Genomic DNA, 18172 nt, shown 5'->3' with positions numbered 1-18172 from the left:
GACCCGCATGACCTATCTCGCCAAGCCCCGCCTGCACCACCCCACGCTGGCCGCCAACAAGGTCGGCTACACGCGGCGCGACTACGAGGGCAAGATCTCCACCCTGTGCGCCGGCTGCGGGCACGACTCCATCTCCGCCTCGATCATCGAGGCCTGCTGGGAGCTGGACATCGAGCCGCACCGCGTGGCCAAGCTCTCGGGCATTGGCTGCAGCAGCAAGACGCCCGACTACTTCCTGGGCGCCTCGCACGGCTTCAACACCGTGCACGGGCGCATGCCCAGCGTGCTGACGGGCGCCAACCTGGCCAACCGCGACCTGCTGTACCTGGGCGTGTCGGGCGACGGCGATTCGGCCTCCATCGGCCTCGGCCAGTTCGCGCACGCCATGCGGCGCGGCGTCCGCATGGCCTACATCGTGGAGAACAACGGCGTGTACGGCCTCACCAAGGGCCAGTTCTCCGCCACGGCCGACCAAGGCTCCAGGAGCAAGAAGGGCGTGGTCAACACCGACAGCGCGGTCGACCTGGTGGGCATGGCGCTGCAGCTGGGCGCGACGTATGTGGCGCGCGGCTTCTCGGGCAACAAGGCGCAGCTGGTGCCGCTGATCAAGGGCGCCATCAGCCACGGCGGCGCGGCCTTCATCGACGTCATCAGCCCCTGCGTGGCCTTCAACAACCACCCGGGCAGCACCAAGAGCTACGACTACGTGCGCGAGCACAACGAGGCGGTGAGCCGCATCGACTTCATCAGCGGCCGCGACGAGATCACCGCCGACATCGCCCCCGGCGAGGTGATGGACGTGCGCCAGCACGATGGCACCCTGCTGCGCCTGCGCAGCCTGCATGCCGACTACGACCCGGTCGACCGCTACGCCGCCATGGCCTACATGCAAAAGCACCAGGCGCAGGGCGAGATCGTGACCGGGCTGCTGTACGTGGACCCGCTGGCCACCGACCTGCACACGGCCCTCAACACCTGCGAGGCGCCACTCAACAGCCTGGGCGCGAAGGATTTGTGCCCGGGTGCAGCGGCGCTCGAAAAGCTCAACAGTTCCTTACGCTAAAGCGATTGCGCGGCGGCTGCGGCTGCCGCAGCATTGCGAGTCCACGCGCAGGAGGGTGCCCATGGCCGAGAGGACGGTTTTTCAGTCGATTTCGCGCAAACACGTGATCAGCCTGGGTCCGCAGGCGACCGTGCGCGAGGCCGCAGGCGTGATGACGCGCGCCAACTGCGGCAGCGTGCTCATCATGGAGCCGCCCGACAAGCTGCTGGGCATCCTGACCGAGCGCGACCTCATGACCCGCGTGCTGGCCCGCGGGCTCGACCCCGACCACACCGCGATCCGCGCGGTGATGACGCCCAACCCCATCTGCGTGCCGCCAGAAATGCCGGTGTCCGACGCGGTCTGCCTCATGCTCGAGCGCGGCTTTCGGCACCTGCCGCTGGTGCGCGGCAAGCTGGTGCTGGGCGTGTTCTCGGTGCGCGACGCGCTGCCGCGTGAACTGGGCGTGGCCTGGAGCCAGGCGGAGTTCAACGAGCAGTTGAACGACGTGCTGGGGTGAATAGAGGAAGGTGTTACCATGGTGTCACCAGCACCTGGAACACTGCATGCCTACCACCTCGCTGAAACTCCCTGAGGACATCAAACAGCTCGCCGCTTCTGCCGCCACGCAGCAAGGCGTGACGCCGCATGCCTTCATGGTGGAGGCCATCCGGGCAGCGGCGCTGGCTGCGCAGCGGCGGGCGAGCTTCGTGTCGGAAGCGGCGGCATCGAGGGTGGAGGCCATGGAGTCCGGTAAGGGCTATGTCGCGACGGAAGTGCATGACTACCTTCGCGCCCGCATGCAGGGCAAGGCGGCGGCAAAGCCCAAGGCCAAGCCTTGGCGCGCCTGATCTACGCCAGGCGGGCGCTGGCCGATCTCGAGCGACTCAGCGACTTTCTGCAGGAGACCGACCCCGCAGCAGCGCTTCGCACGGTGGACTTGATCTCCGAGGCCGTACAGATTCTGCAGAACCATCCATTGATCGGCCGGCCTGTGGAAGAGGGCATGAGAGAGCTTGTGATCTCGCGCGGCCGCACGGGCTACCTGGCCTTGTACGACTACGTTGCGGCGCACGACGCGGTGCTGCTGCTGGCCATTCGGCATCAGCGTGAAGCCGGCTACGCGCAAGACTGATTGACGCGGCACATCTGCCGCGTGCGCTTTTCCAGACAACACCTCCTCCCGCCGTCCGGATTTCCATCCGCCCGCGCCCGGGAAAACCATGAGCCGTTGTCTGCGTCTCCTTTGAATTCAAGGACTTGCAAGCCGGGCCGCGCCTGGCATGTGCGTTGCTATTGACCGACCGCTGCGGCGCGCCCGCGCCGGGCTTCGCACTTTTTGCAAGTCCAAGAAGGAGACAAGAGACGATGACAACGAGAGACCTGATTTCTCGCCGCGGCAGCCGCCGCGTGCCTGCACAGCTCAGCGCCATGGGCGCCGCACTGATCCTCGCGGCCTGCGGCGGCGGCAGCGACGGTACCGGCACCAATGCCAGCGGCTCCGGCGGTACGAGCAGCACCGCCTCGGCCAAGCCCACGGTGCCCGGCGAGCCGCGCAACAGCGAGCCGACCATCCGCATCAACGTGCTGTCGTCCAGGCCGCACCTGGTGTCGGGCGACGATGCGCTGGTCGAGCTCGAAAAGCTGGTGTCCCAGCCCAGTGCGGACTTCTCCGTCACGCTCAACGGAGCGGACGTGACCGAGCTGTTCCAGACGCATCCGGGCACCGGCCGCCTGATCGCCAAGCTCACCGGCCTCAAGCTCGGCGACAACGACCTCATCGCCAAGTTCCGCGGCTACCGCGCGCACCAGGTGCTCACCGCCTACCCGGTCACCGGCCCGATGATCTCCGGCCCGCACGAGCAGCCCTTTGTCTGCGGCTACGAGACCTTCACCCGCATGGGCGGCCAGAAGCTCACGCCCACCGGCGACGACAAGTGCTCGGTGGTCACGCGGGTCGACTACTACTACCGCAACACCTCGGGCGGCAACACACGCTTCGTGCCCGAGGACATCACGGCGTACCCCGCCAACATGAGCTACCTCACCATCGACGGCAAGACGGTGCCCTACGTGGTGCGGCTGGAAAGCGGCACCATCAACCGCGCGCTGTACCAGTCGGCGATCCTGCACGACGTGCTCAACGAACCCGCGCCGTCGCCCACCTCGCGCCCCGCGGGCTGGACCGGTGGCGTGATCTATCCGCTGGGCGGGGGCTGCCAGGGCGGCTGGTTCCAGCAGGGCAACGACTTCGCCACGCTGATCAACCCCACCTACCAGAGCCGCGGCCTGGCGGTGACCACCTCCACGCTCAACGTCTTCGGCACCAACTGCAACGACCAGCTCTCGTCCGAGACCATCGCCATGGTCAAGGAGCGCTTCATCGAGAACTTCGGCGTGCCCGACTACACCATCGGCACCGGCGGCTCGGGCGGCTCCTACCAGAGCCACCAGACCAGTGACAACTACCCGGGGCTGTTCGACGGCGTGGTGGTCAGCCAGGTCTTTGCCGATGTGACGTCTTCCACCATCTTCAAGCTGCACGACTCGCGCGTGCTCAACAACTACTTCAACGATCCGGCCACGGCGGCGCTGAACTACACGGTGGCGGAGAAGCAGGCCATCTCGGGCTACCTGCAGATCGGCAACATCCCGAACATGAGCGGCAGCGCCGGCCGCCTGGACCCGGTGGTGTCGTTCCCGTCGGGCGTGCCGGTGGAGCAGCGCTACAACCCGGTGACCAACCCCACCGGCGCGCGCGCCACCGTGTGGGACCACACCATCAACGTCTACGGCAAGACGGCGGCCGAAGGCTTCGCGCTGCGGCCCATCGACAACGTGGGCATCCAGTACGGCCTGAAGGCGCTCAACGAAGGCAAGCTGGGCATCGAGAAGTTCCTCGACCTCAACGAGCGTGTGGGCGGCGTGGACCGCGACATGAAGCGCACCGCCACCCGTACCGTGGGCGACCTGGACGCGCTTCGCCGCGCCTACCAGTCGGGCCGCATCGTCAACGGCGGCGGCGGGCTGGCATCCACCGCCATCATCGACCTGCGCGACTACAACGACCAGGCCGTGAATGGCGACATCCACACCAAGATCCACTCCTTCTCGATGCGCGAGCGCCTGCGCCGCGCCAACGGCGACATCGGCAACCATGTGATGTGGACCAAGGGCGCCAGCAGCGCCGAGGCCTTCGACGCCATGGGCCGGTGGCTGCGCGCGGTGAAGGCGGACGATTCGGACCGCACGCTGGCGCAGAAGATCCGGGCCGACCGGCCGGCCGACCTGAAGGACGCCTGCTGGGCCAACGGCCTGAAGTACGAGGAGGAGCAGACTGCCTTCGGCCCCGGTGCCTGCAACACCTTCTATCCGGCCGGCACCACGCCGCGCATGGCGGCCGGCGGCCCGCTGGCCGACGACATCGCCAAGTGCCAGCTCAAGCCGCTGAACGCGGCCGACTACGGCGTGAGCTTCACGCCCCAGCAGTGGGCGCGCCTCTCGGCCATCTTCCCTGAAGGCGTGTGCGACTGGACCCAGCCCGGGGTGGGCCAGCAGCCGCTGGCAGGCACCTGGCTGTCCTTCGGGCCTTCGCCGGTGAACCTGCTGTTCGACATCACCGGCCTGATCACGGCCAGCGTGCTGCCGCAGCAGTGATGCACGGGCCGCCGGGAGCGTGCACCCGGCGGCCTTCTTCTCCATTCCAACGAACGACCCGCCTTGCGGAGTGATTACCTTGAGCGCCTCGAAGAAACTCAAATCCCTGGCACTGGTTGCCGCGGCCACCGCCTCCTTCGGCCTGCATGCCCAGAACTACCCCGACGGCAAGCCCATCACCATCGTCGTGCCCTTTGCCGCCGGCGGCCCCACCGACCGCGTGGCCCGCGACCTGGCCGAGGCCCTGCGCAAGCCGCTGGACGGCGTGAGCATCGTCATCGACAACGCCGCCGGCGCCGGCTCCACCATCGGCAACGCCAAGGTCGCGCGCGCCAAGCCCGACGGCTACACCCTGCTCGTCACCCACGTGGGCATGGCCACCACCCCGGTGCTGTACCGCAAGCTCACCTACAACTACGAGACCGACTTCGAATACTTGGGGCTGATCAACGACGTGCCCATGACGCTCATCGGCAAACCGCAGCTGGAAGCCAACAACTTCAAGGAGCTGCGCGAGTGGATTTCCAAGAGCGGCGGCAAGGTCAACCTGGGCAACGCCGGCATCGGCTCGGCTTCGCACCTGTGCGGCCTCTTGTTCCAGAGCGAGCTCAAGGCTGAAATGACGACGGTCCCGTACAAGGGCACGGCCCCGGCCATTGCCGACCTGATCGGCGGGCAGATCGACCTCTTGTGCGACCAGACCACCAACACCACGGGCCAGATCGAGGCCAAGAAGGTCAAGCCCTATGCGGTGACGACCCTGAAGCGCCTGAACACGCCGGTGCTGAAAGACATTCCGACGCTGGACGAGTCGGGCCTGAAGAACTTCCAGGTGACGATCTGGCACGGCATGTACGCGCCCAAGGGCACGCCCGCGCCCATCCTGAAGAAGCTCAACGATGCGCTGAAGGTGGCGCTGAAGGACCCGGACTTCATCAAGAAGCAGGAAGGCCTTGGCGCGGTGGTGGTCAATGACAAGCGCGTGGAGCCGGCCGAGCACAAGAAGTTCGTGCAGGCGGAAGTGGCGCGCTTCGGGCCGGTCATCAAGGCGGCGGGCGTGTACGCCGACTGACAGTGGTGGCGCGTGCGGCCGGGCTGTGCAAGCAGGGTAATTCCGCCTTCGCGGCGGGGGAGGCGGGGCCCATGATTCGACCCCGTTGCCGCCAACCCGAGCCGCACCGCTCCCCGTTTCCGTGTCAATGCTGCTTTCGGCAGGACGCGCCGTGCTGAGGCTTTCCGAGCCGTACCGCGCCAGCCTGGCCGGCTCCCTGGATGAACTTCGCGAGCATGCCGCGCCGCCGCGCGCGCAGTGGCGGCGCTGGGCCGCCGTGGGCGCCTGGGCCTGCCTGGTCGCGGCGGCCGGCGCGCTGGCCTATCTCGCGGCCGAGCGCGCGGGCATCCGCTCGCTGCAGCAAGGCACCCTGCATCGGCTCGACATCTACGCCACCGGCCTGCGCAGCGAACTCAGCCGCTACGAGTACCTGCCCCAGGTGCTGTCGCTCAGCCCCGATGTGCTGGACCTGCTGCATTCGCCGAACGACGAGGCCCTGCGGCGCGAGGCCAACGTCTACCTCGAAACCGTCAACGCCCACGCCCAGGCCAGCGCCAGCTACGTGATGGACAACGCGGGCCTCACGCTGGCCGCCAGCAACTGGGGCCAGCCCGGCAGCTTCGTGCACATGAACTTCTCGTACCGGCCGTACTTTCGCGATGCGATGGGCGGGCAGCCGGGGCGCTTCTACGGCATCGGCACGGTGAGCCGCGAGGCCGGCTACTACTTCTCCTTTCCGATCTCGGATGCGGGGCGGCGCATCGGCGTGGCCACCGTCAAGGTGGGCCTGGACAAGCTGGACGCGCCCTGGGCCAACTCGGCGGACAAGGTGCTGGCCATCGACCGCAACGGCGTGGTGGTGCTGTCGTCGGTGCCGGCATGGAAGTTCCGCTCGCTGCGTCCGCTGTCCACGCAGACGCTGCAGCAACTCGCGCAGACGCGCCAGTACACCGAGGCCGGCGAGCTCACCGCGCTGGACCTGCGCGAGCACCAGCCCTGGTCGGGCGGCGCGGCCACCGTGGTGCAGATCGGCACGGATGCGCCGCGCACCAAGGCCGGCAATGGCGGCTTCGGTCCCGACCTGCTGCTGGACAGCCGGCCGGTAGACGGCACCGACTGGAAGCTCATCATGCTGTCCGACATGGGCCCGGTGCATGCCTTTGCGCGCACGGCCGCGCTGGTGACCATGTTCGCGCTCGTGTTCCTCACGCTGCTGGTGCTGTTCTTCCAGCAGCGCCGCCGCATCGTCCACCACCGGCTGGCGGCGCGCGAGGCGCTGCAGCGCGCCTACGACGAGCTGGAGCACAAGGTGCAGCTGCGCACCGAGGCGCTGAGCGAAGCCAATTACCACCTCCAAAGCGAAGTGGCCGAACGCAAGCGCGCCGAGGAGATATTGAAGAACACGCTCGAGGACCTGGTGCAGACCGGCAAGATGGCCGTGCTGGGCCAGATGTCGGCCGGCATCACGCACGAACTGAACCAGCCGCTGGCGGCGCTGCGCACGCTGTCGGCCAATGCCGTGGTCTTCCTGGAGCGCGGCCAGCCCGAGCAGGTGGACCTGAACCTGCGCACCATCTGCCAGCTGACCGACCGCATGGGGCAGATCACCTCGCAGCTCAAGAAGTTCGCGCGCCGCTCCGGCGTGGAACTGCAATCTGTGCTGCTGGCGGATGTGATCGGCGATGCGGTGTTCCTGCTGGGCCAGCGCATCCGCGAAGAGCGCATCCAGCTCGAACAGCAGATCGAGCCTGGCCTGTGCGCGCTGTGCGAAGGCAATCGGCTCGAGCAGGTGCTGGTGAACCTGCTGGTCAACGCCTTCGACGCCACCGCCGCGGGCGGTGCGCCGCGGCAGGTGCGCATCGTGGCGCAGCGCACGGCGGACGGCGTGGCGCTGGAGGTGCACGACAACGGCCCGGGCATTGCGCCCGAGGTGATGGCGCATCTGTTCGAACCCTTCTTCACCACCAAGGAGCAGGGGCGGGGCCTGGGCCTCGGCCTGGCGATTTCGGCCGGCATCGTGCGCGACTTCGGCGGGCTGCTGCGCGCCACGTCCAGCGGCGCACTCGGCGGCGCGGCCTTCATCGTTTCCCTGCGCAACAACAACAACGGCAATGGCAACTGCGAGACATCCAATGACCGACCCCCAAGCGCTTGAAGTACTTTTCGTGGAAGACGACGACGCCGTGCGGCTGGGCAGCACGCAGGCGCTGCAGCTGGCGGGCCTGCGCGTGTCGGGCTTCGGCTCGGCCGAGAAGGCGCTGGCGCAGATCGTTCCGGGCGTGGCGGCAGTGCTGGTCACCGACGTGCGGCTGCCGGGCATCGACGGGCTGGAGCTGCTCTCGCGCGCACTCAGGATCGAGCCCACGCTGCCGGTCATCCTCATCACCGGCCATGGCGACATCTCGATGGCGGTGCAGGCCATGCGCCTGGGCGCCTACGACTTCCTCGAGAAGCCCTTTTCGCCCGAGCAGCTGAGCGAAGTCGTGTCACGCGCATTGGAAAAGCGCGCGCTGAGCCTGGAGGTGGAGCGCCTGCGCGGCCAGCTGGCCGGCTACGAAAGCATCGAGGCGCGGCTGGTCGGCCGCTCGGGCGCCATGCAGCAGCTGCGCCGCCTGGTGCGCGACCTGGCCAGCTCCGACGCCGACGTGCTGGTGCTGGGCGAAACCGGCACCGGCAAGGAACTGGTGGCGCGCTGCCTGCACGAAGGCAGCCGCCGGCGCGGCGGCAACTTTGCTGCCATCAACTGCGGCGGCATGCCCGAGGCGCTGTTCGAGAGCGAGATGTTCGGCCACGAGGCCGGCGCCTTCACCGGCGCGGCCAAGCGGCGCATCGGCAAGATCGAGCATGCGCGCGGCGGCACGCTCTTCCTGGACGAGATCGAGACCATGCCCATGAGCCTGCAGGTGAAGATGCTGCGCACCCTGCAGGAGCGGCAGTTCGAGCGCCTGGGCTCCAACGAGCTGCGGACCATGGACAGCCGTGTCATCGCCGCCACCAAGGCCGACCTGCTGGCGGCCGCGCGCGAAGGCAAGTTCCGCGACGACCTGTACTACCGCCTGGGCGTGGTGGTGCTGCAGCTGCCGCCGCTGCGCGAGCGGCGCGAGGACATTCCCTTGCTCTTCACCCACTTCGCCGCGCAGGCCGCGCTGCGCCACGAGCGCGAACTGCCGGGCGTGCACAGCCGCCACCTGGAGGCGCTGATGGCCCATGCCTGGCCCGGCAACGTGCGCGAGCTGCGCAACATCGCGGACCGCTTCGTGCTCGGCCTGTGGGACGGCGAGGCCCGCATGCAGGACGCCGCCCGCCCGCAGCGCAGCTTGGACGAGCAGATGGCGCAGTTCGAGCGCTACCTGATCAACGAAGCCCTGGAGGCCTGCAACGGCAGCGCCGCCGCGGCCGCCGAACGGCTGGGCCTGCCGCGCAAGACGCTGTACGACAAGATGCGGCGGCTGGGGCCGTTGAAGGCGGTGGCGTAGCGCCTAAGCCCTTGCCGCCTGCCCGGCACGCGCCCGGTACTCCGAAGGCGCCATCCCGGTCCAGCGCCGGAACGCGCGCCGGAAGCAGCGCGAATCCGAGAACCCCACAGCTTCCGCCACGGCCTGCGTGCCGGCCCCTTGGCGAAGCATGCGCTGTGCGCGCTCCTGCCGGTGGCGATCGGCCAGCTGCGAATAGTCGATGCCCTCGCGCGCGAGCAGCCGGTGCAGCGAGCGCAGGCTCATGCCCAGGTCGTCCGCCGCATCCGCCAGGCTCTTGAGTTCGCCGCGCCGGCCGAACAGGTGCTGCAGCATGCTGTTTGCGCCCGTCTCGTGCCGCACGCCGCGCCCGGCCAGTTCCTGCTCGCATGCCTGCCGCGACATGGCGAGCAGTGCGTGGTCGTGAAAGCGCAGCGGCGTGTCGACCTGGTGCGCGTCGAACACGATGCGGCTGGCCGCTGCGCCAAAGGCGACGGGTGCGCCGATGGCTCGCTCGATGGCATCCGCCAGTTCGTCGCCAGGCGGCGCAAACGCCAGCTCCAGGCGCCGCACTTCGAAGTGCACGTCGCAAGGCAGCTGGCGAATGGCATTGAGGGCGGTCAGCAGGTGGTCCAGGTCGAGGAAGGGCCTGAGGTCCTCATCGCTGAACAGCGGCTGCGCCTCGATGGCCGCGGTGTCGTCGTCCTCCACCAGCAAGTGCAGCCGCAGCATCGAGCCGGCCACCAGCTGGTAGTCCAGCCCGAAGCGGATGGCCTCGCCCCGCGTGCCGTGCGAGAGCATGCCCAGGCCCATCACGCCCAGGTTGGGAATGGACTTGCGTCCGCCCGAGAGCAGCGCCAGGTCGGTGGCGCCGTGCAGGCGCTGCGCGTTCAGGATGGCCTCGCGTGCCTGCACGTAGCTGCAGCGGGTGCCCGCCGGATCGGCCTGCGCGCCGTGCGCGGTGAACCACGGGAACAGCCCGTCGTGCAGCCAGCCGCGCTCGCGTCCCACCGACAGCACGCCGGCGAAAGGGAGCATTGGAAAGACTGGGTCGTGCATCGACAGCACCTGTGGCGCGGGCCGTGGCGTCGTTGTTGCGGAATCGTTGGCGAAAGAGGCAGGCATGGCAGCAAATGTCCGTTGCCCTGGCACGCGGTGCCCTCGGCAACGAGGCGCCCGCGCGTCAGCATCCGGCTCGGGCCTCAGGAATGTAAGTGAATGTAGATAAGCCCGTGCGTGTTGCCGGCGGCCGGGCGGATGAGGCTTTCCCCAAGGGCCGGCGGCAACCGGATGTGGTTGGAGACGAATAGCGATGAAGGCGATGGATCGACGTGGCTTCCTGGCCGTGGCCGGTGCCGCGTGCATGGCAGGCCGGGTGCAGGCGCAGGGCGCGGACGCGGGCGTCTCGCGAACCGAGATTCTGCTGGGCCAGAGCGCGGTATTGACCGGCCAGCTCGGAGACGCAGCCCTGGCGGCACAGGCCGGCGCCCGGCTGGTGTTCGACGACGCGAATGCCGGCGGCGGCGTGGCGGGCCGGGCGCTGCGGCTGGTGTCCCTGGACGACGAGCTCAACCCCGACAAGGCCCTGGCCAACTACCGCAGCCTGGTGCTCGAGCAGAGGGTGCTGGCCTGCGTGTGCGGCACCGGCGCCGCGCCCACGATGGCCGGCACGGGTGTGCTGCGCGAGAACGGCGTGCCGCTCATCGGCGCCAGCGCCGTCACCGATTCGGTGCGCGACAAGACGCGCGGCGTGGCCTACTACGTGCGCGCCAGCTCGATGCGCGAGCTGGAGGCGCTGGTGCAGCACCTGGTCACCCTGGGCATGTCGCGCATCGCCTTCATCCACCTGGCCACGCCGGGCGGAGAAGAAATCAAGGGGCAGATGCAGCAGGTTCTCTCGGCGCAGCAGCTGCAGCTGCATGCTTCCGCCGGCGTGGGCCCCGACGGGGCCGGCGCGCAGGACACGGCCAAGCTGCTGGCCACCAGCCAGCCGCAGGCGGTGGTGCTGTTCATGAGCGGCGCCGCGGCTGCCGCCGTGATGAAGGCCACCTGGCAGCTCGGCGCGGCGCCCACCTTCTACGGCATGTCCATCGTCTCGGGCGAAACCACGGCGCGCCTGCTGGGTGCGCAGTCGCGCGGCCTGGCGGTGGCGCAGGTCACGCCCTACCCGTGGGACGGCGCGGACCCCGACGCGCTCCAGTTCCGCCGCCTGGCGCAGGCCGCCAAGGTGCCGGTCAACTACCACAGCTACGAAGGCTACCTGGCCGGCCGCGTGACGGTCGAGGCGCTGCAGCGCGCGGGGCGCGACCTGTCGCGCGAGCGCCTGCATGCCGTGCTGCGCTCGATGCGCATGCGCGTGGCGGGCATGGACATCGACTTCACCGGCAACCGCCACACCGGCTCGCGCTTCGTGGAGCTGGTGCAGGTCAAGCAGGACGGGCGCTACGTGCGCTGACCATGCGCTGCGCCGGGCACCAGGGCGTCAACCCAGAGCCAGCTCGCGCGCATGGTTGCTGCGCACCCAGCTGATCTGGCCCGCCTGCGCGTTGTGGGCCTGCCAGGCACGGAATTCGGGGTCGGCCGAGAGCGGATCGACGACCTTGGCGAAGGCCGCGGCGCTGTCGAACTGCACGCTGAGCACGTAGTTGCCCAGCTCCCCGGCGGTGATGGCCCAGAGCTGGGGACGCGCGGCGCCGTGCTTGCGCCAGAGCGCGGCCCCTTGCTGCATCGTCGTCATGACGGCAGCCAGGTCGGCGCCGGGGTTCAGCTTGAAGACATAGCGGGCTTCGTATGCCATGGGGCCTCCTCGCGGGAGCGTGCGGGCGAACATTAAAGCGCCGGGCGCGGCGAGGTGCAACATCTTCTTGCCAGCCGGCGCGATGGCGCGGCCAACCAGCAGCGGCAGGTCAGTTCGCCGCGAGCTTGAACAGGCTGGTGGCCACGAGGTCCAGCGCCACCTGCTCGCGCTGGTTGATCAGGCGCCACTGCCAGCGCAGGATGCCCAGGGTGGGGCGCTTTTCCGATCGGCGCGCGTCGATCACATCCGCCACCAGGCGCAGCGAGTCGCCGGGGCGCACGGGGTTGGGCCACTTCACGTAGTCCAGCCCCGGCGAGGCGAAGGACTCGGAGCCTTCCAGCGCCGCCAGCGCCACCAGCCGCATGGCAATGCCGCAGGTGTGCCAGCCGCTGGCGATCAGGCCGCCGAAGGGACCCTCGGCCGCGGCCTTCGCATCGGTGTGGAACCACTGCGGGTCGTAGGCCTTGGCGAACTGCAGCAGCTCTTCCTCGGTGACGAGGTAGGGGCCTGCCTCGATGACCTGGCCCGCGTGGAACTCGGCGAACTTCATGCGCGCGACTCTAGCGCGCTAGTAGGTCTCGAGGTGTAGGCGGCCTTCGCGCTTCAGCGCCGCGCCCACCGTGTCCCAGTCCAGCCCGGCCTCCTGGGCCACGTCGCGCAGCGCGAGCACCACGCCTTCCTCCATGCTCTTCAAGCCGCACACGTAGAAGTGGCTCTGGCCGTCTTTCAGCAACTCGGCCAGGTCGGCGGCGCGCTCGCGCATCAGGTCCTGCACGTAGCGCTTGGGCTGGCCTTGGGTGCGTGAGAAGGCGAAGTTGATGTCGATGAAGTCCTTGGGCAGCGACTGCAGCGGGCCGAAGTAGGGCAGCTCCTGCTGGGTGCGCGCGCCGAAGAAGAGCAGCAGCTTGCCGCCCTCGAACTTGCCGCTCTTGCGCAGGCGCCGGCGCCATTCGGTCATGGCGCGCATGGGCGCGCTGCCGGTGCCGGTGCAGATCATCACGATGTGCGACTTGGGGTGGTTGGGCATCAGGAAGGACGAGCCGAAGGGCCCGATTACCTGCACCTTGTCGCGCACCTTGAGGTCGCACACGTAGTTGGAGGCCACGCCGCGCACCGGCCGGCCCTGGTGGTCCTGCAGCACGCGCTTTACCGTGAGCGACACGTTGTTGTAGCCGGGCCGCTCGCCGTTGCGCGGGCTGGCAATGGAGTACTGGCGCGCGAAGTGCGGCTTGCCGTTGGCGTCCGTGCCCGGCGGGATGATGCCGATGGACTGCCCCTCCAGCACCGGGAAGGGCATGGCGCCGAAGTCCAGCACGATGTGGTGCGTCTGGTTCTCGTAGCCGGCCTCGGTGCAGTTGAAGTTGCCCACCACCGTGGCGGTGGTCGGTGCCTTCGGCGGATACAGGTTGGTGTACGCATGCGCAGCCGACCACGGCGGCGTGGTGGCGCCGTACTGCGCGGAGTTGAAGGCCACCGTGCCGGGCTCCGGCGCGGTGATCTGCTCCGCGGTGCTGGCCAGGGCGGCCTGCTGCGGCGGCAACTCGGCCGGTGCACCGGCGCCTTCGGCTTCCAGCTGCTCGGGCGTGAGTTCGGCGGGCAGTTCGTCCCACGTCAGCTGCTCTTCGATGGAGTAGGCCTTGGCCACCGGCATGGTGCGCCAGTTGTCGATGCTGCCGGTGGGGCAGGGCGAGATGCAGGCCATGCAGCCATTGCACACGTCGGCGCGCACCACGTAGTTGCGGTCGTCGTGGGTGATGGCGCCCACGGGGCAGGTGGCCTCGCAGGTGTTGCAGCGGATGCAGATCTCGGGGTCGATCAGGTGCTGCTTGATCACCCCGATGTTGACGACGGCCATGTCCATGTTGTGTCTCCTTGCATTCACTCCCTCCCCCGCTGGGGGCGGGTTGGGGTGGGGGCATGCGGCGCTGATCGTGGTCGCGCTGCGTGCCCCCATCCCGGCCTTCCCCCAAAGGGGGAAGGAGGAATACCTCAGCCGAAGCGGATGTATTCGAAATCCACCGGCTGGCGGTTGATGCCCATCACCGGCGGTGCGATCCAGTTGGCGAACTTGCCCGGCTCCACCACGCGGCCCATCAACGATGCCACGAAGGCGAAGTCTTCGGGCGTGGGCAGCCATTCGCCCTTCTTGGCCTGCCATTCGGCCTCGTTCACCACGCGGCCCTCGGGCGACATCTTGATGCCGGCCAGCGCGCCGATCTGGCGGTTGAAGGCCTTGTGCGGCACCGTCAGGCGGGTGGGAATGCCGGCCTTTTCCAGCACCTTGTTCCAGCGGCCCACGCCGGCCACCGAGTCCTTGATGAAGTCGTCGCGCAGCACCTCGTTCAGGGCGTTGAGCATCGGCACTTCCTTCTCGACGAGCTGGCCGTTCTGCACTTCCAGCACCTTGTAGGTGTTGCCCTTGAGCACGTGGTCGTCCTCGCGCTTGCCTTCTTCGTAGCGGCCCTTCAGGCCCGAGGAGTAGAAGGTGGCGGCGTTGCTCGACTGGTCGGCGCCGAATAGGTCGATGGTCACCGAGTAGTGGAAGTTGAGATAGCGCTGGATGGTCGGCAGGTCGATGCAGCCGGCCTCGCGCACCTTCTTCGCATCGTCGGTCTTGAGTTCGTTCATGACCTGCGCGGTGCGTGCCAGCACGCGCGACACGCCCGACTCGCCCACGAACATGTGGTGCGCTTCCTCGGTCAGCATGAACTTGGTGGTGCGTGCCAGCGGGTCGAACGCGCTTTCTGCCAGCGCCGACAGCTGGAACTTGCCGTCGCGGTCGGTGAAGTAGGTGAACATGAAGAAGGCCAGCCAGTCGGGCGTCTTCTCGTTGAACGCGCCCAGGATGCGGGGGTTGTTCTCGTCGCCGCTCTGGCGCTGCAGCAGGGCTTCGGCCTCTTCGCGGCCGTCGCGGCCGAAATGCTTGTGCAGCAGGTACACCATGGCCCACAGGTGCCGGCCTTCTTCCACGTTGATCTGGAAGAGGTTGCGCATGTCGTACATGCTGGGGGCGGTGAGGCCCAGGTGGCGCTGCTGCTCCACCGATGCGGGCTCGGTGTCGCCTTGCGTCACGATGATGCGGCGCAGGTTGGCGCGGTGCTCGCCGGGCACGTCCTGCCAGGCCTTCTCGCCCTTGTGGTCGCCGAAGTGGATCTCGCGGTTGGCATCGCCCGGGTTCAGGAAGATGCCCCAGCGGTAGTCGCGCATCTTCACATGGCCGAACTGCGCCCAGCCCTGCGGGTCGACGCTCACCGCGGTGCGCAGGTACACCTCGTAGTTGGCCGAGCCGTCCGGGCCCACATCGTCCCACCAGTTGATGAAGTTGGGCTGCCAGCCTTCGAGCGCGCGCTGCAGCGTGCGGTCTTCGCCGAGGTTGACGTTGTTGGGGATCTTCTCGCTGTAGTTGATCGTGCTCATCGTGATTCCTCGGTTGTGTTCAGACGCGGTTGAGATCGAAGCCGGCCTTCTGGCCGGTGCCGTAGACCTTGAGCGCACCCTTCTCGCCCACGGCGTTGGGGCGGTTGAAGATCCAGTTCTGCCAGGCCGAGAGGCGGCCGAACACGCGGGTGATCATGTTCTCCTTGCTGGCAAAGCGCAGGTTGGCTTCCAGGCCGGTAAGGGCGTCGGGCGACATGGCGGCGCGCTCCTCGATGGCGATGCGGATCTCGTCATCCCAGTCGATGTCGTCGGGCGCGGCGGTGACCAGGCCCAGCGCCACGGCGGCGTCGGCGTCCAGTGCCTTGCCGATGGCGCCGCGGGCAGCTTCCATGGGCGCGGCCTCTTCGTAGAAGCGGCGCTGCAGGCGCGTCTGGTCGTTCACCAGCGGGAAGTAGCCGAAGTTCATTTCGCTGAGCGTGATGCGCGGTGCGCGCTCGGGCTCGTCGGGCAGGGCCAGCATGTAGGCGCGGTCGGCGGCAAAGGCCAGCTCGGCCAGCGTGCCGGCGAAGCAGGAGCCGGCCTCGATCAGCGCGAACAGGCTGCGCGAGGACACGTCCAGGCGTGCCAGCGTGCGGCGCAGCGCGCCCAGCGTCTCGCGCACCAGCCAGTGGTCCTGGTGGGCGAGCATGAGGGCGTCGTTGGCCAGCACGGCTTGAGCACCTGCCTCATCGCCTTCGGTCTTGAGCAGCCAGGTGCCCACGTCCAGCTCGTTGGTGCGCAGGTTCAGGATGGCGTCGTCCAACTGGCGCGCCACGGCCAGCGGCCACCAGGCGGCAGCCGCGGCCTCGATGCCGGCGATGTCGGTGGGCTGCGCGCCGGCCGGGGCCTTCACCGTGAGGGTGGCGGTGCGGCGGCTGCGGTCGATCTGCACATCGACATGCTCGTAGCGGATGCCGTCGGCGCTGTCTTCGCGCTCGATGCGGGGCAGGGCGATGCCCTTGGCGTTGGCGGGGCGCTTGGCTTCATCGCCCATCTTCGCGGCGCGCTCCTGCACAGCGGCAGCGAATTGCGCCGGCTTGGCGATCGCATCCACCAGGCGCCAGTCCACGGCACGTTGGCCTCTTACGCCTTCCACGCTGGTGCAGAAGATGTCGGCCAGGTCGTGGCGCACATGGCGCTTGTCGGTCACGCGGGTGAGGCCGCCGGTGCCGGGCAGCACGCCCAGCAGCGGCACTTCGGGCAGGCTGACGGAAGAAGAACGGTCGTCCACCAGCAGGATCTCGTCGCAGGCCAGGGCCAGCTCGTAGCCGCCGCCGGCGCAGGCGCCGTTCACGGCCGCCAGGAACTTCAGGCCCGAATGCTTCGAGGTGTCTTCCAGGCCGTTGCGCGTCTCGTTGGTGAACTTGCAGAAGTTGACCTTCCAGGCGTGGCTGGAGACGCCCAGCATGAAGATGTTGGCGCCCGAGCAGAAGATGCGGTCCTTGCCGCTGGTGACGATCACGCTCTTGACCTGCGGATGCTCGAAGCGGATGCGGTTGATGGCGTCGTGCAGTTCGATGTCCACGCCCAGGTCGTAGCTGTTGAGCTTGAGCTTGTAGCCCGGCCGGATGCCACCGTCTTCCGCGATGTCGAGCGTGAGGCGCGCCACGTTGCCTTCCACGGCGAGTTTCCAGTGGCGGTATTGCGAAGGCTCCACGCGGTAGTCGACGCGCGCGGGGTGGGCGGTGCTTTCAGTCATGGCCGGGGTCTCCTGATGGAAAAATAATGCAAACGCTGGTCCGATGGAGATGCATCATTATGCATGTTGACGTTGGCGTCAACCCCTTTGGGCCTTTGCTTACAAGTTTTCAGTGGGGGTGCTGGGCCAGGCTGGCGCGCACGGTGCTTCGCAGCAGCTCGAAGCTGGCGGGCAGGTCCAGGCCGGTGGTGTCCACCTTCAGGTCGGCCTTCGAATAGAAGGCGGCGCGGCCCTGCAGGATGCGGCGCAGGTCTTCCATCGCCTCCTTGCTGGCCGCCATGGGGCGGGTGTCGCCCTGGGCCCGCACGCGGCCCATGTGCTCCTCGGGCGCGGCCTGCAGCCACACGGTGGTGCAGTGCGCCAGCAGTTCGTTGAAGGTGGCCGGGTCGGACACGATGCCGCCCGGCGTGGCGATGACCACCTCGCTGTAGATCTGCACGGTTTCTTCCAGCGCGCGGCGCTCGTAGCGGCGGTAGGCGTTGGTGCCGTACAGGTCGTGGATCTCGCGCACGCTGCAGCCGGCGAACTTCTCGATCTCGCGGCTGAGTTCGATGAAGGGCACGTCCAGGTCGTCGGCCAGCATCTGGCCCAGGGTGGATTTGCCGGCGCCGCGCAGCCCGATGAGCGCAAAGCGGCGCTGGCGGGCCGGGTCGCTGGCGGCGGTGCCCAGCAGTTCGCCGATGGCCACGCGCGCCCGGCGCAGGTCGGCTTCGCTGCGGCCTTCGAGCAGTTCGCGGATGAGCAGCCACTCGGGCGAGCTGGTGGTGACGTCGCCCACCAGTTCGGCCAGCGGGCATTGCAGCGCGCCGGCCACCTGCTGCAGCACCAGGATGGAGGCGTTGCCCGTGCCGTATTCCAGGTTGGCCAAGTGCCGCTCGGAGACTTCGGCCGCCTGCGCGACGGCCTTGCGCGTCAGGCCGCGGCGCGCGCGCAGGTTGCGCACCCGCTCGCCCAGCGCCACCAGCAGCGGGTTTTTTGCTTCTTCCGCCAGCTCGCCGGTTTCTGGCGCGGCGGCAAGCAGCATGTCGTCGGTTCGTTCGTTCATGGCGCGTGTTGT

Annotated in this window: 16 protein-coding genes; 9 read left to right on the top strand and 7 right to left on the bottom strand. The window is 68.4% G+C overall.

Going from position 1 to position 18172, the window contains the following annotated elements; translation table 11 throughout:
* Positions 1 to 7: 7 nt before the first annotated feature.
* The 8 genes from VSO01S_RS12045 (at position 8) to VSO01S_RS12010 (ending at position 9226) form a co-directional block, all read left to right on the top strand.
* On the top strand, positions 8 to 1063 hold the full coding sequence (locus VSO01S_RS12045; protein ID WP_068642649.1) for a 2-oxoacid:ferredoxin oxidoreductase subunit beta: 1056 nt from the start codon (positions 8 to 10) through the stop codon (positions 1061 to 1063).
* Between the two features lie 61 nt (positions 1064 to 1124).
* Entirely contained in the window at positions 1125 to 1562 is a 438-nt protein-coding gene (locus VSO01S_RS12040; RefSeq protein ID WP_068642647.1) for a CBS domain-containing protein, read from the top strand.
* Positions 1563 to 1608: 46 nt separating this feature from the next.
* Positions 1609 to 1893: a hypothetical protein gene (locus tag VSO01S_RS12035; protein ID WP_068642645.1), complete on the top strand. Its 285-nt coding sequence runs from the start codon at positions 1609 to 1611 to the stop codon at positions 1891 to 1893.
* A complete protein-coding gene (locus VSO01S_RS12030) occupies positions 1881 to 2177 on the top strand; it encodes a type II toxin-antitoxin system RelE/ParE family toxin (RefSeq protein ID WP_068642643.1) in 297 nt (98 codons plus the stop codon). The genes VSO01S_RS12035 and VSO01S_RS12030 overlap by 13 nt, the downstream gene beginning before the upstream one ends.
* A gap of 233 nt (positions 2178 to 2410) precedes the next feature.
* Positions 2411 to 4699, top strand: a complete 2289-nt coding sequence (locus VSO01S_RS12025; protein WP_068642641.1) for a DUF6351 family protein — start codon at positions 2411 to 2413, stop codon at positions 4697 to 4699.
* Positions 4700 to 4778: 79 nt separating this feature from the next.
* Positions 4779 to 5771, top strand: a complete 993-nt coding sequence (locus VSO01S_RS12020) for a tripartite tricarboxylate transporter substrate-binding protein (RefSeq protein WP_068642639.1) — start codon at positions 4779 to 4781, stop codon at positions 5769 to 5771.
* A gap of 151 nt (positions 5772 to 5922) precedes the next feature.
* Positions 5923 to 7905 (top strand): sensor histidine kinase, encoded by a 1983-nt coding sequence (locus tag VSO01S_RS12015; RefSeq protein ID WP_161944439.1) that lies wholly within the window; start codon positions 5923 to 5925, stop codon positions 7903 to 7905.
* Positions 7883 to 9226, top strand: a complete 1344-nt coding sequence (locus tag VSO01S_RS12010; protein WP_068642635.1) for a sigma-54-dependent transcriptional regulator — start codon at positions 7883 to 7885, stop codon at positions 9224 to 9226. Before VSO01S_RS12015 ends, VSO01S_RS12010 begins: the two co-directional genes overlap by 23 nt.
* Before the next feature lie 3 nt (positions 9227 to 9229).
* Here VSO01S_RS12010 and VSO01S_RS26685 read toward each other — a convergent pair whose 3' ends face one another.
* The gene (locus VSO01S_RS26685; protein ID WP_068642634.1) at positions 9230 to 10240 is read right to left on the bottom strand and encodes an AraC family transcriptional regulator; all 1011 of its coding nucleotides are present in this window, start codon (positions 10238 to 10240) and stop codon (positions 9230 to 9232) included.
* 283 nt (positions 10241 to 10523) lie between these two features.
* On the opposite strand from VSO01S_RS26685, the gene VSO01S_RS12000 reads away from it, so the two are divergent.
* Positions 10524 to 11657, top strand: a complete 1134-nt coding sequence (locus tag VSO01S_RS12000; protein ID WP_218002340.1) for an ABC transporter substrate-binding protein — start codon at positions 10524 to 10526, stop codon at positions 11655 to 11657.
* Between the two features lie 27 nt (positions 11658 to 11684).
* On the opposite strand, the gene VSO01S_RS11995 is transcribed toward VSO01S_RS12000, so the two are convergent.
* The 6 genes from VSO01S_RS11995 to VSO01S_RS11970 all read right to left on the bottom strand — a co-directional run bounded on the left by VSO01S_RS11995 (position 11685) and on the right by VSO01S_RS11970 (position 18160).
* Complete coding sequence (locus VSO01S_RS11995; RefSeq protein WP_068642630.1) at positions 11685 to 11999, bottom strand: NIPSNAP family protein; 315 nt, start codon at positions 11997 to 11999, stop codon at positions 11685 to 11687.
* 109 nt (positions 12000 to 12108) lie between these two features.
* On the bottom strand, positions 12109 to 12549 hold the full coding sequence (locus VSO01S_RS11990) for a MaoC family dehydratase (protein ID WP_068642628.1): 441 nt from the start codon (positions 12547 to 12549) through the stop codon (positions 12109 to 12111).
* 18 nt (positions 12550 to 12567) lie between these two features.
* Complete coding sequence (boxA, locus tag VSO01S_RS11985; protein ID WP_068642626.1) at positions 12568 to 13860, bottom strand: benzoyl-CoA 2,3-epoxidase subunit BoxA; 1293 nt, start codon at positions 13858 to 13860, stop codon at positions 12568 to 12570.
* A 128-nt stretch (positions 13861 to 13988) separates the two neighbouring features.
* Positions 13989 to 15416, bottom strand: a complete 1428-nt coding sequence (gene boxB, locus VSO01S_RS11980; protein ID WP_068642624.1) for a benzoyl-CoA 2,3-epoxidase subunit BoxB — start codon at positions 15414 to 15416, stop codon at positions 13989 to 13991.
* A gap of 19 nt (positions 15417 to 15435) precedes the next feature.
* On the bottom strand, positions 15436 to 17115 hold the full coding sequence (boxC, locus tag VSO01S_RS11975; RefSeq protein ID WP_068642622.1) for a 2,3-epoxybenzoyl-CoA dihydrolase: 1680 nt from the start codon (positions 17113 to 17115) through the stop codon (positions 15436 to 15438).
* Between the two features lie 109 nt (positions 17116 to 17224).
* Complete coding sequence (locus VSO01S_RS11970) at positions 17225 to 18160, bottom strand: helix-turn-helix transcriptional regulator (RefSeq protein WP_068642620.1); 936 nt, start codon at positions 18158 to 18160, stop codon at positions 17225 to 17227.
* Positions 18161 to 18172 lie beyond the last annotated feature (12 nt).

Source organism: Variovorax soli NBRC 106424 (assembly GCF_001591385.1).
GTDB classification, from domain to species: domain Bacteria; phylum Pseudomonadota; class Gammaproteobacteria; order Burkholderiales; family Burkholderiaceae_C; genus Variovorax; species Variovorax soli.
Note: the sequence above shows the minus strand (reverse complement) of the source record. Positions and strands in the feature narration are given on the sequence as shown.